Origin of the sequence: Amycolatopsis sp. cmx-4-61 (genome assembly GCF_046548775.1) — a bacterium.
Taxonomy (GTDB): Bacteria; Actinomycetota; Actinomycetes; order Mycobacteriales; family Pseudonocardiaceae; genus Amycolatopsis.
Genome location: NZ_JAEBEI010000001.1, coordinates 1,500,931 through 1,516,618 on the forward strand (window position 1 = coordinate 1,500,931; position 15,688 = coordinate 1,516,618).

16 protein-coding genes are annotated in these 15,688 nt (G+C 71.6%); 6 read left to right on the forward strand and 10 right to left on the reverse strand.

Annotated features, from left to right (window positions below; genetic code table 11):
* Window positions 1–2: 2 nt before the first annotated feature.
* Window positions 3–1,220: an amidohydrolase gene (locus ACLJOU_RS07420; RefSeq protein WP_410564358.1), complete on the forward strand. Its 1,218-nt coding sequence runs from the start codon at window positions 3–5 to the stop codon at window positions 1,218–1,220.
* 52 nt (window positions 1,221–1,272) lie between these two features.
* On the opposite strand, the gene ACLJOU_RS07425 is transcribed toward ACLJOU_RS07420, so the two are convergent.
* Together ACLJOU_RS07425 and ACLJOU_RS07430 are read right to left on the reverse strand one after the other, a co-directional pair.
* Window positions 1,273–1,818: a Uma2 family endonuclease gene (locus tag ACLJOU_RS07425; protein WP_410564359.1), complete on the reverse strand. Its 546-nt coding sequence runs from the start codon at window positions 1,816–1,818 to the stop codon at window positions 1,273–1,275.
* Between the two features lie 49 nt (window positions 1,819–1,867).
* Window positions 1,868–3,004 (reverse strand): acyl-CoA dehydrogenase family protein, encoded by a 1,137-nt coding sequence (locus ACLJOU_RS07430; RefSeq protein WP_410564360.1) that lies wholly within the window; start codon window positions 3,002–3,004, stop codon window positions 1,868–1,870.
* A 165-nt stretch (window positions 3,005–3,169) separates the two neighbouring features.
* Between ACLJOU_RS07430 and ACLJOU_RS07435 the strand changes: the two genes are divergently transcribed.
* From ACLJOU_RS07435 to ACLJOU_RS07450, 4 genes are all read left to right on the forward strand, one after another.
* On the forward strand, window positions 3,170–3,751 hold the full coding sequence (locus tag ACLJOU_RS07435) for a TetR/AcrR family transcriptional regulator (RefSeq protein WP_410564362.1): 582 nt from the start codon (window positions 3,170–3,172) through the stop codon (window positions 3,749–3,751).
* A 41-nt stretch (window positions 3,752–3,792) separates the two neighbouring features.
* Window positions 3,793–4,734, forward strand: a complete 942-nt coding sequence (locus tag ACLJOU_RS07440) for a carbohydrate kinase family protein (RefSeq protein ID WP_410564364.1) — start codon at window positions 3,793–3,795, stop codon at window positions 4,732–4,734.
* Between the two features lie 197 nt (window positions 4,735–4,931).
* Window positions 4,932–6,248, forward strand: coding sequence for a citrate synthase (locus ACLJOU_RS07445; RefSeq protein WP_410564366.1), 1,317 nt, complete (start codon window positions 4,932–4,934; stop codon window positions 6,246–6,248).
* A gap of 60 nt (window positions 6,249–6,308) precedes the next feature.
* Window positions 6,309–7,655 carry a cryptochrome/photolyase family protein gene (locus ACLJOU_RS07450; RefSeq protein WP_410564368.1) on the forward strand — a complete coding sequence of 449 codons (1,347 nt, stop codon included), beginning with the start codon at window positions 6,309–6,311 and terminating at the stop codon, window positions 7,653–7,655.
* On the opposite strand, the gene ACLJOU_RS07455 is transcribed toward ACLJOU_RS07450, so the two are convergent.
* The 7 genes from ACLJOU_RS07455 to ACLJOU_RS07485 all read right to left on the reverse strand — a co-directional run bounded on the left by ACLJOU_RS07455 (window position 7,645) and on the right by ACLJOU_RS07485 (window position 13,435).
* Window positions 7,645–8,133, reverse strand: a complete 489-nt coding sequence (locus ACLJOU_RS07455; RefSeq protein WP_410564370.1) for a GNAT family N-acetyltransferase — start codon at window positions 8,131–8,133, stop codon at window positions 7,645–7,647. The two genes, ACLJOU_RS07450 and ACLJOU_RS07455, sit on opposite strands and share 11 nt — an antisense overlap.
* On the reverse strand, window positions 8,126–9,316 hold the full coding sequence (locus tag ACLJOU_RS07460; protein ID WP_410564372.1) for an ABC transporter permease: 1,191 nt from the start codon (window positions 9,314–9,316) through the stop codon (window positions 8,126–8,128). The genes ACLJOU_RS07455 and ACLJOU_RS07460 overlap by 8 nt, the downstream gene beginning before the upstream one ends.
* Entirely contained in the window at window positions 9,313–10,227 is a 915-nt protein-coding gene (locus ACLJOU_RS07465) for an ABC transporter ATP-binding protein (protein WP_410564374.1), read from the reverse strand. Before ACLJOU_RS07465 ends, ACLJOU_RS07460 begins: the two co-directional genes overlap by 4 nt.
* Window positions 10,220–10,768, reverse strand: coding sequence for a hypothetical protein (locus ACLJOU_RS07470; protein ID WP_410564376.1), 549 nt, complete (start codon window positions 10,766–10,768; stop codon window positions 10,220–10,222). Before ACLJOU_RS07470 ends, ACLJOU_RS07465 begins: the two co-directional genes overlap by 8 nt.
* Window positions 10,765–11,034 carry a helix-turn-helix transcriptional regulator gene (locus ACLJOU_RS07475; RefSeq protein WP_410564378.1) on the reverse strand — a complete coding sequence of 90 codons (270 nt, stop codon included), beginning with the start codon at window positions 11,032–11,034 and terminating at the stop codon, window positions 10,765–10,767. Before ACLJOU_RS07475 ends, ACLJOU_RS07470 begins: the two co-directional genes overlap by 4 nt.
* A 302-nt stretch (window positions 11,035–11,336) precedes the next feature.
* The gene (locus ACLJOU_RS07480; RefSeq protein WP_410564380.1) at window positions 11,337–12,875 is read right to left on the reverse strand and encodes a glycerol-3-phosphate dehydrogenase/oxidase; all 1,539 of its coding nucleotides are present in this window, start codon (window positions 12,873–12,875) and stop codon (window positions 11,337–11,339) included.
* Complete coding sequence (locus ACLJOU_RS07485) at window positions 12,872–13,435, reverse strand: TetR/AcrR family transcriptional regulator (RefSeq protein WP_410564784.1); 564 nt, start codon at window positions 13,433–13,435, stop codon at window positions 12,872–12,874. Before ACLJOU_RS07485 ends, ACLJOU_RS07480 begins: the two co-directional genes overlap by 4 nt.
* A gap of 97 nt (window positions 13,436–13,532) precedes the next feature.
* Here ACLJOU_RS07485 and ACLJOU_RS07490 point away from each other — a divergent pair, with 97 nt between their 5' ends.
* Window positions 13,533–15,152, forward strand: a complete 1,620-nt coding sequence (locus ACLJOU_RS07490; RefSeq protein WP_410564382.1) for an FAD-binding oxidoreductase — start codon at window positions 13,533–13,535, stop codon at window positions 15,150–15,152.
* Here the strand turns inward: ACLJOU_RS07490 and ACLJOU_RS07495 are convergent.
* Window positions 15,130–15,684, reverse strand: coding sequence for a gamma-glutamylcyclotransferase family protein (locus ACLJOU_RS07495; protein ID WP_410564383.1), 555 nt, complete (start codon window positions 15,682–15,684; stop codon window positions 15,130–15,132). The two genes, ACLJOU_RS07490 and ACLJOU_RS07495, sit on opposite strands and share 23 nt — an antisense overlap.
* Window positions 15,685–15,688: the final 4 nt, after the last annotated feature.

A 15,688-nucleotide genomic window follows, 5' to 3' on the forward strand; every position in this document is an offset into this window, starting at 1 on the left:
CTATGGCGAAGGCAATTGTCGGGGGCTACGTCGTCCCCATCGACGGTGATCCCATCGACGGCGGCACGGTCCTGATCGACGGCGGCAAGATCGTCGCGGTCGGGACCGAGATGGACGTCGACATCCCGGAGGACGCCGAACTGGTCGACGCGGCCGGCACCTGGGTGCTGCCCGGCTTCTTCGACGCCCACGCCCACCTCGGCGTCCACGAGGACGGTGAGGGCTGGGCCGGCAACGACACCAACGAGATGACCGACCCGAACGGCGCCCGGTTCCGCGCCGTCGACGGCATCGACCCGTACGAGCCCGGCTTCGACGACGCGCTGGCCGGCGGGGTCACGAGCGTCGTCATCAAGCCCGGCTCGGGCAACCCGATCGGCGGCCAGACGATCGGCGTCAAGACCTGGGGCCGCAGCATCCTGGACATGACGTTCGCCGAGCAGGTCAGCGTGAAGAGCGCGCTCGGCGAAAACCCGAAGCGCGTGTACGGCGACAAGAAGCAGACGCCGTCGACACGCCTGGGCGTGGCGGCGATCCTGCGCGAGGCGTTCACGAAGGCCCGCAACTACCAGGCCAAGCGCGCGCACGCGGAGTCCGAGGGCAAGCCGCACGAGGTCGACCTGACGCTGGAGACGCTGTCGAAGGTCCTCGACGGCGAGCTGTACTGGGACCAGGACGTCCACCGCGCGGACGACATCGTCACGGCGATCCGGCTGGCCGACGAGTTCGGCTACAAGCTGGTGATCAACCACGGCACCGAGGGCCACCTGATCGCGGACCTGCTGGCCGAGCGGGACGTCCCGGTCATCCTGGGCCCGCTGTTCACCACGAAGTCCAAGGTCGAGCTGCGCAACCGGACGCTGCGTTCGGCGGGCATCCTGGCCCGCGCGGGTGTCCGGATCGCCATCACCACGGACCACCCGGTGATCCCGATCAACTTCCTCGTGTACCAGGCGGCCCTGGCGGTCAAGGACGGCCTCGACCCGGCGACGGCCCTGCGGTCGCTGACGATCAACCCGGCGTCGATGCTGGGCCTCGACGGGCAGATCGGCTCCCTGAAGCCGGGTCTGGACGCCGACGTGGTGCTGTGGTCGGGCGACCCGCTGGACGTCATGAACCGGGCGCTGCGCGTGTTCGTGCGCGGCGACGAGGTTTACCACTTCGACGAGTCACTGGGCGAGGGCGTGTCGAAGGACCGCCGGTACCGGGAGACTCGCTGAGGTTCGGGCGGCACGCCGGTGACCGGGCGGTTCCGGCGTGCTGCCCGTCTGTTCAGCCGAGGAGCGCGTTCAGGTCGAGCACGACCGGGAACGGGACGTCGGCGGTGAAGGTGCCCGTGACCGCCGGCGCGTCGCGGTAGCCGGACGGCCCGGCCCGGCACGCGACCAAGGACACCGGCTCCGCGATGTCGACGATCCAGTAGTGCGGGATGCCCGCGTCGGCGTACTCGTCGTGCTTGACCTGGTAGTCGGTGCGCTTCGAGTCCGGGGCGACGACCTCGGCGACCAGCAGGACCTCGTCGGCGCGGAACAGGCCGTCGCCGCGGGTGGTCGCGGCCCGGCCGACGATCAGCAGGTCCGGCCGCCGGGCGAAGCCGGGTTCCCCGCGCGGCGCCAGGCACAGGTCCAGGTCGTTGCGGACGACGAACGCGAGCCCGCGCGGCAGCTGCCGCTCGAGCTGGCCGGCCAGCAGGCACACGGCCACGTCGTGGCGGCGGCCGGAGCCGGGCGAGGTCACCAGGCGGCCTTCCACCAGCTCCGTGAAACCGGCGCCGCCGAGTGCCGCGTACTCCTCGATGGTCAGCAGATGACCGGTCATCACCCCACGTTAACCGTCGCGCGCGGGGGACAGCCCTCGCTGGATCGGGTCATGCCTGCTTCAGCTCCCGCGCGATGACCACCCGCTGGATCTGGTTCGTCCCCTCGAAGATCTGCGGCACCTTCGCCTCGCGCATGTACCGCTCCACCGGGAAGTCCCGCGTGTACCCGGCCCCGCCGAGGACCTGCACGGCGTCCGTCGTCACCTTCATCGCGCCGTCCGTCGCCACCAGCTTCGCGATCGACGCCTGGCGCTTGAACGGCATCCCGCGGTCCCGCCGCCGGGCCGCGTCCAGGTACAGCGCGCGGGAGGCCTCCACCGTCGCCGCCATGTCCGCCAGCAGGAACTCGACGCCCTGGAACTCGATGATCGGACGGCCGAACTGCGAGCGCCCCTTCGCGTACGCCACCGCTTCGTCCAGTGCCGCCTGGGCCAGGCCGACCGCGCAGGCGGCGATGCCGAGCCGTCCCGAACTCAGCGACGACAGCGCGATCCGCAGCCCGTCGCCGGGCGAGCCCAGGAGCCGCTCGGCCGGGACCCGGGCGCCGTCGAAGACCAGCTGGGCCGTCGGCGAGCCGGTCAGGCCCATCTTCCGCTCGCGGGGAGCCGCCGAGAGGCCTTCGGTGGCGCCGTCGACCAGCAGGCAGGAGATCTCCCGCTCGCCCGTCCGGACCATGGTCGTGTAGAAGTCCGCCACCCCCGCGTGGGTGATCCACGCCTTGGTGCCGTTGACGACGTAGTCCGGGCCGTCGAGCCGCGCTCGCGTCGAGATCGCCGCCGCGTCCGAGCCCGCCTGCGTCTCAGACAGCGCGTACGCGCCCAGAAGCGATCCTTCGAGCATGTCCGGCAGCCACCGGTCGCGCTGCTCGTCGGTGCCGTACTCGGCCAGGCCGTAGCAGGACATCGTGTGCACCGACAGGCCGACGCCGACCGTCATCCACGCCGCCGCGATCTCCTCGAGGACCTGCAGGTAGACCTCGTACGGCACTCCGCCGCCACCCCAGCGCTCGGGGTACGGCAGGCCCAGGAGCCCGGACTTGCCCAGCAGGCGGAACTGCTCCCGCGGGAACTGCTCGGCTTCCTCGGCCGCCGCCGCGCGGGGCGCGAGCTCTTCGCGCGCGATTTCCCTGGTCAGCGCGACGAGGTCCTCGGCTTCCGGAGACGGCAGCAAGCGTTCGGCGGGCATCGTTGTCCTCCAGACCCAGGTCTTTCGGGGGTTCCGGGTGGTGGAGCCCCCGGCCCGGGGCGGAGCCCCGGAGTACTTCAGTACTGAAAACAGTACTGTGGGTCGATTCAGAGTACAGTACAACTGACTTGGGGTGGCCGGAAAGACGTAGGAGATAGTGAGCCGATGCGTCCCGAACCCCGCCGACGGCCGACCGCTCGCCAGCGCGCCCTGCTCGCCGACCTCGAGGCGCTCTTCCTGGCCGAGGGCTTCGCCGCCTTCACCCTCGACGACCTCGCCGGCCGCCTGCGCTGCTCGAAGTCGACGCTCTACGCGCTCGCGCCCAGCAAGGAGCAGCTCGCCGTCAAGGTCGTCACCCAGTTCTTCCGCGGCGCCGCGGAGCGGATCGAGGAGCGCATCGCCGGGATCGACGACGCCCGGAAGCTCATCGGCGAGTACCTGGCCGGCGTCGCCGAGCACCTCAACCGGGCGTCCGCGGTCTTCATGCGGGACCTCGCCGAGTTCGGGCCCGCCCGGGACGCCTACCAGCTGAACAGCCGGTTCGCTGCGAACCGGCTCCGGCAGTTCATCGACAAGGGGGTCGCCGAGGGGGTGTTCCGGGACGTCCACGCCCGGCTGGTGGCCGAGATGACCGGGCTGATCATCGAGGGCATCCAGACCGGGGTGCTCGCCCAGCGGACCGACGTCTCCGACGCCGACGCGTTCACCGCTTTGGGGGAACTGCTGCTCGGGGGGCTCGACAAATAGCGGACAGGAATTGTCAGCCCCGCGTCAATTAAACTCCCCGCGTGATCGTCGTAGGCGGAGAAGCTCTGGTCGACCTGGTTCCCGGCGACCCCCTGGATTCCACTGTGGACGGTGGGCTGCGCGCGCTGCTGCCGCGGCTCGGTGGCGGCCCGTACAACGTCGCGCTGGCCGCCGGGCGGCTCGGCGTGCCGGCCGCGTTCCTCTCGCGTGTCTCGACCGACCGCTTCGGTGAAGCGATGATCGAGCGGCTGCACGCCTCCGCCGTCGACACTTCGCTGCTGCAGCGCGGCGACGAGCCGACGACGCTGGCCGTCGTGGCGCTCGACGCGAAGGGCGCCGCGCGCTACACCTTCTACGTCGAGGGCACCGCCGACCGGCTGGTCGCCGATCCGGGGCCGCTGGCCGAAGATGTGACAGCGCTCTCACTCGGCACGCTCGGCATGGTGCTCGAGCCCGGCGCGTCGGCGTACGAGGCGATGCTGCGGCGCGAAGCGGCCCGTGGCGTGCTGACCGTGCTCGACCCCAACATCCGCGAGGCGCTGATCACCGACCCGGCCGCCTACCGGGCCCGGTTCGCGTCCTGGCTGCCGGACGTCCGGCTGCTGAAGGTCTCCGACGACGACGCCGCGTGGCTCACCGGGGGCGCGGATCCGGTGGCCGCCGCGAAGACGTGGATCGAGTCCGGTGTGGACGCCGTGGTGCTGACCCGGGGCGCCGACGGGCTCTCGGTGATCACCGCCGCAGGTGAGCTGGCCCACGTGCCGTCGCGCAAGGTCACCGTGGTCGACACCATCGGCGCGGGCGACACCGTGCACGGCGCGCTGCTGGCCTGGCTGCACACCCACGAGACCACCGACCTGGCGTCCCTCGACGCCGGCGCCTGGCGCGAGGCGCTCACCTTCGCGGCGAAAGCAGCGTCGATCACCGTGTCGCGCAGCGGGGCAGAACCGCCCACGTCCGCCGATCTGGCGGCCACCGTGTGAACCTGGTCCCAAAGGGGGCCCCAGGAGCAACGTCACCGCTGCGCGAAGGCAGGTTTCTCGACTAACGTTGAGGGGCATTCTTCATACCCCAGCGGGGCGGTGTGCAGCGAGGCGCCAGTGTTTCCTCGCGTGAACACGTGGCTACCTGTGAAACGTACAGGCGCCGCCGGCCCGTGCCCAACGTGAGAGGGACTTGCATGTCCGACGCGACGACTGCGGGGCAGTCCGGCGGCGAAACCGCGAAGCTGACCCTGCCGAGTGGCGAGCACGAGTTCAAGATCGTTCACCCGGTCGAGGGCGCGCCCGGGATCGAGCTGGGCAAGCTGCTGGCGCAGACGGGGTACATCACCTACGACCCCGGTTTCGTCAACACCGGTGCCGCGTCGTCCGCCATCGCCTACATCGACGGCGACGCCGGCATCCTCCGGTACCGCGGGTACCCGATCGAGCAGCTGGCCGAGAAGTCGACCTTCGTCGAGGTCTCCTACCTGCTGATCTACGGCGAGCTGCCGACCGAGACCCAGCTGGCCGACTTCACCGAGAAGATCCAGCGCCACACGCTGCTGCACGAGGACCTCAAGGCGTTCTTCAGCGGCTTCCCGCGCGACGCGCACCCGATGCCGGTGCTGTCCAGCGCGGTGTCCGCGCTGTCTACCTTCTACCAGGACTCGCTCGACCCGTTCGACGAGCCGAACGTCGAGCTGTCGACCATCCGCCTGCTGGCCAAGGTCCCGACCCTGGCCGCGTACGCGTACAAGAAGTCCGTCGGCCAGCCGCTGCTGTACCCGGACAACTCGCTCGGCCTGGTCGAGAACTTCCTCCGGATGACCTTCGGCTTCCCGGCCGAGCCGTACGACGTCGACCCGGACGTCGTCAAGGCGCTCGACCTGCTGTTCATCCTGCACGCCGACCACGAGCAGAACTGCTCGACCTCGACCGTGCGCCTGGTCGGCTCGTCCGAGGCGAACTTGTTCGCCTCGATTTCGGCCGGCATCAACGCGCTGTTCGGCCCGCTGCACGGCGGCGCGAACGCGGCCGTGCTGGACATGCTCGAGGGCATCCAGGCCGACGGCGGCGACGTCGCCAAGTTCGTCGAGCGCGTGAAGAACAAGGAAAAGGGCGTGAAGCTGATGGGCTTCGGGCACCGGGTCTACAAGAACTACGACCCGCGCGCGAAGATCATCAAGAGCACCGCGGACGAAATCCTCGGCAAGCTGAAGGGCGGCGACCAGCTGCTCGACATCGCCAAGAAGCTCGAGGAAACCGCGCTTTCCGACGACTACTTCGTCGAGCGGAAGCTGTACCCGAACGTGGACTTCTACACCGGCCTGATCTACCGGGCGCTGGGCTTCCCGACGAAGTTCTTCACGGTGCTGTTCGCGCTGGGCCGGCTCCCGGGCTGGATCGCGCACTGGCGCGAAATGATCAACGACCCGGCCACCAAGATCGGCCGCCCGCGGCAGATCTACACCGGCCACGCGTCGCGGGATTACGTCCCGATGTCCGACCGCTGATTCGTTTCAGGCGAACGTCCCGCCGTGCACCCGCACGGCGGGACGTTTACGTTTACCGTCGTGACTCGAGAAGCGCCGGTCGTCCTGTGGTTCCGCCGTGACCTGCGGCTGGGCGACCACGCCGCCCTGCTGGAGGCCTCCCGCCACAGCAAGCACGTGCTCGCGCTGTACGTCCTCGACGACGCGTTGCTCAAGCCCGGCGGTGCCCCGCGTGCGGCGTTCATGTACGGGTGCTTGGCGAAGCTGAACGAGCAGCTGGGCGGGCGGCTGATGCTCGTGCACGGCGAGCCGGCGGCCGAGGTCGTCCGCGCGGCGCGCGAGATCGGGGCGGCCGCGGTGCACGTCAGCGCCGACGCCGGGCCGTACGGCCGCCGCCGGGACGCCGCGGTGGCGAAAGCGTTGGCGGAGGAGAACATCGGCTGGGTCGAGACGGGTTCTCCGTACGCCGTGACGCCGGGCCGCGTCACCAAGCCGGACGGCAGCCCGTACCGCGTCTTCACGCCGTTCTTCCGCGCCTGGACCGCCCACGGGTGGCACTCGCCCGCGGACACCGGACCGTCCCTTGTGGACTGGGTCTCGCCGCCGCGGTCCTCGGACATCCCCCGTGCGCCCGAGGTTTCCGCGGTGCTGCCCGAGCCCGGCGAGCGAGCCGCGCTCGACGTCTGGCACGCGTTCCTCCGCGACGGCATCGAGTCCTACGACGAGGACCGCGACCGGCCGGACCGCGACGGGACCACACGGCTTTCGCCGTACCTGCGCTGGGGCTGCATCCACCCGCGGACGGTCCTGGCCGACCTTTCCGGCGACGACCGCGCGGGTGCGAAATCCCTGCGCGGCGAGATCTGCTGGCGCGAATTCCACGCCGACGTCCTGTGGCACCGCCCGGAAACGGCGCGCGAGAACTACGACAAGCGTTTCGACGCGATGCCGCACGACGACGACCGCGAAGCCTTCGAGCGGTGGTGCGCGGGCCAGACGGGCTACCCGATCGTGGACGCCGGGATGCGGCAGCTGCTGGCCGAGGGCTGGATGCACAACCGGGTGCGGATGGTCGTCGCGAGCTTCCTGGTCAAGGACCTGCACCTGCCGTGGTGGCTGGGCGCCCGCCACTTCATGAAGCACCTGGTGGACGCCGATCTGGCGTCGAACCAGCTGAACTGGCAGTGGGTCGCGGGCTGCGGCACCGACGCGGCCCCGTACTTCCGCGTCTTCAACCCGACGACCCAGGGCGAGAAGTTCGACCCGAACGGCGACTACGTGCGCAAGTACGTGCCGGAGCTGCGTTCGGTGCCGGGGAAGGCGGTGCACAAACCGGCGGCCCGCCCGGCGGAGTACCCGGAGCCGATGGTCGACCACGCCCACGAGCGCCGGGTGTCGTTGGAGCGGTACGCCAAGATCACGACGTGACGAGTGCTTTGACCCGCCACACGACCGCCAGCGCCGGGTCACCGGTGGAGCTGGGCTCGATCCGCTCGACGGCGAAGCCCTCGCGCTCGTAGAACGCGCCGGCCCGTTCGTTGGCCGCGAAGTGCTCGATGTACAGCCGTCCGGCGTCGGCGGGCAGCTGCGCGGCCAGGGCGTCGAGCAGCCGCGGGCCGAGCCCGCGGCCGCGCTGCCCGGGGTGGACGTACAGCTTGTAGACGACGTGGTCGGCGCCGCTGCGGCCGCGCTGCCCGACGCCGAGGAGTTCCCCGCCGGCCTCGGCGACGACCACCAGCCCGGCCGCCACCGCCGCGCCGACGTGCGTCTCGTTCCACCAGTCGCGGACCTGCGCGTCCGCGGCGGCCGCGCCGATCAGCGGCGCGTAGTGGGCCCGGACGTGCGTCTCGCCGAACCGGCGGATCGCGGCCACGTCGCCGGGCCCCGCCGCCCGCACCTCAGCCACGCAGGGCCTCCGACAGCTTGATCCGGCTGCCGATCCGCAGCACGCTGTTGCCGTAGATCTTCCCGCCGACCCAGGTGAGCAGGGCGATGAGCGCCACGGTCAGCGCCAGCGACAGCCCGATCTCCCAGCCCGCCGCCGCGCCGGTCGAGATGCGGGCCGGCATGAGGATCGGCGACAGCAGGGGGATCAGCGAGACGATCCTCGTCGCCGAGCCCGCCGGGTTCTGGACCAGCAGGTTGAACCCCGCGATGAACCCGACCACCAGGATGATGTTCAACGGCCCGACCACCGACTGGGTGTCCTCCTGCCGCGACACCAGCGACCCGAGCGCCCCGTAGACGGTGGCGTACAACAGGAAACCCAGCAGGTACCAGAGCAGGCCCCACAGCGCCGCGCCCGTCGCGAAGCCGGACAGCGTGAACACGCCGGTCACCGACGCGGCGCCCAGCCCGACCACCGCGAGGACCACCAGCTGCGTCAGGCCGACCAGACCGAGCCCGATCACCTTTCCCAGCAGCAACTGCCACGGCCGCACGCTGGCGAGCAGGATCTCCACGACCCGGCTCGACTTCTCCTCGACGACACCCTGGGCCACCATCATCCCGTAGGTGATGATGCTCATGTACAGCAGGAACGCCACCATCAGCCCGACGACGAGCCGCTGCGTTCCGTCCGCCGGCTGCGGCGAGAGCGGGTCGTCCTGGACGTGGGTGCCGTGCACCCTGGCCATCACCTCGGCCGGTTCGAGCTGCGCGGACGACAGGACGCCGTCGAGCACCTGCTGCTGGGCGACCTGGTCGAGCACCCGGCGCAGCTGCTCGTCCAAAGAGGACTTGTAGGTGGCGGTCAGCTGCGCCGCGCCGCCGGAGACGAGCGCGTCGATGTCGCCGTTTTCGACCTGCTGCCTGCCTTCGGCCGGGTCGGTGACGACGACCGTGCTGATCTTGCGGCCGGACAGCGCCGCTTCGGTCTCCAGCTGGCGAGCGATCCCGATGGCCTGGCCGGTCAGCCCGACGGTGTTCTTGTCCGACGACCCGGCCAGCGACGTCTGGAAGAAGACGTACCCCAGCAGCAGCACCAGCAGCACACCGGTGCCGACCACGAACGACCTCGTGCGCAGCCGCGTGTTCAGCTCGCGCTTCGTCACGAGCCAGACGGCCCGGCGGCCGCTCAGCGTCCTCATCGCGGTTCCCCCTTCTCGGACACGGCGTCGCGGAACAGCTCCGTGAGCGACCGGCGACGGCGGCTGAACTCGGTGACCGGCCCGGTCGCCAGCGCGGCGGCGAGCACGGCCTGGTCGTCCGCGCCCGGGTCGAGGTCGAGCACGGTGGTGGTGCCGTGCTGCTCCAGCACGCGCACGCCGGGCAGGCCGACGGCCCAGCCGTGGTGCGCGGCCGGCGCCGTCACGACGAGCTTGCTGCGCGCGCCGGCGGTCAGTTCGGCGACCGTGCCGACGGCGACCATGCGGCCGCCGCGGATGATCCCGACCCGGTCGCACAGCCGCTCGACGAGGTCGAGCTGGTGGCTGGAGAAGACGACCGGCACCCCCGCGGCGGCCTTCTCCCGCAGGACGCCGCTCATCACGTCGACGGCGAGCGGATCGAGGCCGGAGAAGGGTTCGTCGAGCACCAGCACCGCGGGGTCGTGCACCAGCGCGGCGGCGAGCTGGACGCGCTGCTGGTTGCCGAGGGACAGCTTCTGCACCTCGTCCTTGCGGCGTTCGGCCAGCCCGAGCCGGGTGATCCAGTTCTCGGCGTTGCGGTGGGCTTCGTTCGCGCTCAGGCCGTGCAGCTCGGCGAGGTAGACGAGCTGGTCGAGCACCTTCATCTTCGGGTACAGCCCGCGTTCCTCCGGCATGTAGCCGATCCGCGTGCGGGTCTCGTGCGTGATCGGTTCGCCGTCGAAGCGCACCTGACCACCGTCGGCGGCCAGTACCCCCAGTGCGATCCGCATGGTGGTGGTCTTGCCGGCGCCGTTGCTGCCGACGAACCCGAACAGCTCGCCGGCGCGGACGTCGAAGGTGACGCCGTCCAGCGCGACCTTGGCGCCGTAGCGCTTGGAGATCCGGTCGATCTCCAGCGTTCCCTCAGGCATGCCCGATCGCCTCCTCGAAGTCCTCGGGGTCGTCGTCGGGCAGCGACCAGCCCAGGAGGACGGACGGGACGGTCGTGCCGGTGACGAGCAGTGCGGCCAGCATCATCGCCCCGCGCGCGCCGCCGTCCTGGGCCTGGGCGATCAGCAGGCAGTAGAGGACGGCGATGATCATCAGGTAGCTGAGGATCTGGTACGCCGTGTAGGTGACGCGGTGGCGCCATTCCCGCTCGCGCTCGTCCAGCAGGCGGGAGAAGCCCCCGCACATCAGCCCGGTCAGGGTGCGCAGCAGCACGAACGCGCTCCCGCCGACGACGATCCCGCCCAGCCACAGCACGGGGAAGACCCAGGCGTCCCCGACGGCGAAGTTGGCGGCGCCGGCGACCAGCACGAGGTCGCCGGCGACCAGCACGACCGCGAGCGGCCGCCGGTGCCGCCGGTTGCGCCACCCGGGCAGCTGCTGAGCCCGGCGGCGTTCCTTTTCTTCCAGCTTGTCGAGCCGGCGTTCCCAGTAGGCCGAGAACCGGCCGGTCGGTACGGTCATGCTCCCCCCTCGCGGTAGACCTGGGTCGAAAGCGGCGCGAACGGTTCGCGGCTGAAGACGGCCTCGACGGGCAGCCCGAACACCGCGCAGATCCGGAACGCCAGATCCAGGCTCGGATAGTGGTCACCCCGCTCGAGGGCGCCGATGGTCTGCGGATTGACCTCAACGGCCCCGGCCAGGGCGGCCCGGGTCATCCCACGCTCGGCCCGGAGCACGGGAAGCCGGTTGTAGATCGGCAGCTCCTTGCCGCGTCTGACCGGACTCATGAACGTACTGTTACAAAAACCCAACGAGACGTCAACTTAAGAGAACATCTAGGCGGGTTGTGCACAGGGTGGGGCGGTTGTGGACAGAACGGGGCGGCGGGCGGCTGAGCGGGGGTTTTGTGGGTGGGCGCCGGTAGAATGGACTTGGGGACGCCCCCCTGGGAGTGGCGGGGGCTGTGCTGGCTGGCGGGGGCTGTGCTGGCTGGCGGGGGCTGTGCTGGCTGGCGGGGGCTGTGCTGGCTGGCGGGGGCTGTGCTGGCTGGCGGGGGCTGTGCTGGCTGGCGGGGGCTGTGCCGGCCGGGTCAGACCAAACCCGCCAGCGATTTGTCGACAAGCTCCGCCACCCGTGCCCGCGCGGCATCCGCGTCCGCGGGGATCAGCGCCAGCCGGGTCCGGCGCTCCAGTACGTCGTCCACGTCGAGTGCTCCCTCGTTCCGGACCGCCCACACCACCTCGGCCGCCGTGATCTCCGTTCCCGGGCCCACCGGCGCCGCGAACTCCGCGTCCAGTTCGCCCAGCGCCGCCACCCGCGGCGCCTCCGTGCCGTAGCGGGCCACCATCCGGGCCGGGGCGTCCACCAGGGACAACTCCGGCCGGGGCGCCGCTCCCAGCAACGGCAACCGCGCCGTCCGGCAGGGTGTGGCGGGAAGTCCCGCCAAGCGCACCGCCGCGTCCACCGCGTCCTCGGCCATGCGGCGGTACGTCGTCAGCTTGCCGCCGACCACCGTCAGCAGCCCGTCCGCTCCCGCCAGCACCGCGTGCTTGCGCGACAGGTCCGCCGACCGGCCCCCGCCTTCGACCAGCGGACGCAACCCCGCATACGAGCCGGCGACGTCGGCCCGGGTCAACGGCCGGGCGAGCACCGACGACGCCAGTGACAGCAGGAAGTCCACATCGGACGGCGGAACGTCCGGCACCGGCGGGATCGGGCCGGAGACCGGCTCGTCCGTGAGTCCCAAGTAGACACGGCCGTCCGGCTGGGGCAGCAGGAAGACGAACCGGTTCGTCTCCCCGGGCACGCCGATGTTCACCGACGACGTCCCCATCGGCACCGTCCCCGGCGCCAGCACCAGGTGCGAGCCCAGCGACGGTCGCAGCCGCACCGCGCCCGTCAGCGTTCCCGCCCACACTCCCGTCGCGTTGACCACCTGGCGCGCGTGGATGTCCACAGTGGAACCGGAGACGGCGTCGCGCGCCGTGACCCGGTCCGCCGACAGCGAAGACGCCGACAGTCGCGTGAGGATTCGCGCGCCGAACGACGCCGCCGTGCGGGCGAGGGTGACCACCAATCGAGCGTCGTCGACCAAAGCGCCGTCGTACGCCAGCAGCGCGCCGCGCAAACCCGCGGCCGAAAGTCCCGGTGCCAGGGCCAAGGCGAGCGCGGGCGGGATCGAACGCGGCCGCGGCAGCACCGAAGACGGCGTGCGCGCCGCCCGCCGCAGCGCGTCGCCCGCGTGCAGGCCGGCCGCGATCACCCGCTCCTGGACGCGGGAAGTGCCGGGGTACAACGGGAACAGCTGCGGCATCGCGCGCGTGAGGTGCGGGGCCGTGCGCGTCATCATGATGCCGCGCTCCACCGCGCTCTCGCGCGCCAAGCCCAGTTCGCCGTGCGCCAGGTACCGCAGGCCGCCGTGCACCAGCTTCGACGACCAGCGGGACGTCCCGAACGCCAGGTCGTGCGCCTCCACCAGCGCCACCGACAGGCCCCGCGAAGCCGCGTCCAGCGCGATGCCCGTGCCGGTGACGCCGCCGCCGACCACGACGATGTCCACGCGCTCGCCCGAGGCCAGGTCCGCGAGCTCGCGTTCGCGGCGCAGCGCGTTGAGCGAGCCGGGTGTCATGGCCGCAACGCCGCGTCGAGCACGTGCGTGAACTCGGCCATCAGTGCCGCCTCGTCGACGTCCGCCGTGGCCGGCCGCAGCGAAAACGCGAAGGACTGCACCACCAGCAGGACCGAACGGGACTGCGCCGCGACCGGTGCCCGCCGGATCGAGCCGTCCTGGTGGCCGGCCTCCAGGAGCTGGTGCAGTGCCTGCTCGGCGAACTTCTGCGTCGCGCCGAGCCGCTCCACGATGTACGGGAGCACCAGTTCGGGGTCGACGTCGAGCAGCGTGCGGAACAGCGGGTCGGTCGACAGCGCGCGGACGCCGGCCGCCGCGATGAGGACCAGCCGGTCGCGGCTGTGCGCCGCGTCCGCGCCGCCTTCGCTCGCCGTGCGCAGCAGCCCGCTGAACTCGCGGGTCATCAGGGCGGCGAGCACGCTGCGGACGTCGGGGAACCGGCGGTACACCGTCATCCGGCTGACGCGCGCGGTACGGGCGATTTCGGCGAGTGTGGTGCGGCGCACACCGACGGCCAGCACGCACGAGCGCGCGGCGTCGAGCAGCACGTCATCGGCCACCCGGGTCGCCGTCTGGCGGCTGCGGGTGTCCGCGAGCGCGGAGGAGCCCGCCGTCTGCGTGGTGTGACGTTTAACGTCCATGTGTCACACTGTAGTCGTGAACGCTCTCATTGACCACCGCCTCCGCCGGTCCTGGACCGCGGAAGCCGCCGGCGCCGCGCCCCTGCCCGCGCGCGCGGCCAAGTGGCTCGACCAGCGTATCGGTCCGATCACCCCAGCCGCCGCCCCCGCGGGGGAAATGCCGGTGGAAATACCGTCCCCGAAACTGGTGAAACCTGCCGAGGAAGCGCTTGCGAAGGTGGTCGGCGCGGAAAACGTGCTGGTGGACGACGTGGCCCGGCTGGAGCGCGCGACCGGACTGTCCTACCTCGACCTGCTGCGGCGCCGTTCGCCGTCGGCGGACTTCCCGGTGCCCGACGCCGTCGTGCTGCCCGCGGACCCGGACGAGGTCCAGGCGGTGCTCGACGTCTGCGTCCAGCACGACGTCGGGGTCGTGCCCTTCGGCGGTGGCACGTCGGTCGTCGGCGGCGTCGCCGCGCTGAGCGGCGAAAAGACGTCGGTGATCGCGCTCGACCTGGTCCGGCTCGACGCGCTGGTGTCGGTGGACGCCGGGTCGCGCATCGCCGTCCTGCAGGCGGGCGTCCGCGGGCCCGAGGCCGAGCGGCTCCTCGGCGAGCACGGCCTGACGCTGGGGCACGTCCCGCAGTCGTACGAGCGCGCCACCATCGGCGGCTTCGCGGCGACGCGCTCGGCCGGCCAGGCGTCGTCGGGCTACGGGCGCTTCGAGGACATGGTGACCGGCGTGCGGCTGGCCACCCCGCGCGGCGAGTGGAAGCTCGGTGTCGCCCCGGCGTCCGCGGCCGGGCCGGACCTGCGCCAGCTCGCGATCGGCAGCGAGGGGACGCTCGGCGTCATCACCGAAGTCGCGTTGCGCGTGCGGCCGGCGCCGCAGGTGCGGCGGTACGAGGGGTACGCGCTGCCCGGCTGGACGGCCGGCACCGACGCGGTGCGGGACCTCGCGCAGCACCACGCACTCGCCGACGTCACCCGGCTGTCCGATGTGGACGAGACCGAGGTTTCCCTCGCGTTGAACGCCGGCTTCAAGACGGCGGCGCTGCGCCGCTACCTGGCCGCGCGGGGCGTACGGCGTCCGTGTTTCCTCATCGTGGGCTGGGAAGGCACCGCACGCGACGTGGCGCGGCGCCGCCGCGAGACGACCCGGCGGCTGAAGGCGGCGGGAGCCGTCCGCGTCGGCAAGGCGCTCGGCGAGTCGTGGCGGCACGGCCGGTTCGCCGGACCGCGGCAGCGGGACACGTTGCTGGACAGGGGTGTCTGCGTCGAAACGCTCGAAACCGCCGCGTACTGGTCCAATGTGGACGAGTTGCGCGACGACGTCCGCGCGGCGCTGACGGCCGCACTGGGCCGGGCGATCATCATGTGCCACATCTCGCACGCCTACGAGACGGGAGCGTCGCTGTACTTCACCGTGCTGACGGCCCGCGACGGGACCGACCCGGTCGGCCAGTGGCAGCGCGCGAAGGCGGCGGCCTGCGAGGCGATCACCGGACTGGGCACGATCTCGCACCACCACGCCGTCGGCGTCGACCACGCGCCCTACCTGAGCGCGGAAATCGGCTCGCTGGGCGTCGAAGTGCTGCGGGCGGCCAAGTCCGCGGTGGACCCGACCGGGATCCTCAACCCGGGAAAGCTGGTGTGACGACTTCACAGGGCACGCCGTGGCCGTCGGCCGCGACGCCTCGAAGCCCGGCCGCTTCGGCCTGCGGGACGGCGGAGGTGCGCACGGGCGCGCCGTCGACCAGCAACGGGTAGCGGATCGGCGCGGCGCCGACGTAGGTGTGCACGTCGGTCAGCCGGGTGCCGTCTTCGAGCGTGATGTCGGGTTCGGTGAGCCGGGCCAGGTGGTAGCGGGTGCCGCGGCCTTCGCAGCGGTCCAGGACCGCCAGCTGCTCCGGCGTCACGAACCAGACGGCGTGGTCCTCGACGCCGTCGAGCGCGGTGAGGGTGGCCGGGCGCTGGTCGTCGACCACCCGGAAACCGGCCGCCCACACGGCGGCGAGCCCGGCGCAGCGCGCGTGCGCCACGACGACCGGGCCTTCCAGGCCGAGCCGGGCGCGCAGCCAGGTGATCTTCGACGGGTTCGCGTTCGAGCCGTAGGCCAGCACGGCCAGCCGGTCACGCCAGCCCTCGGGCGCGCTTTCGAGGGGGTGCCCGACGCCGTCGACGTGCACGAAC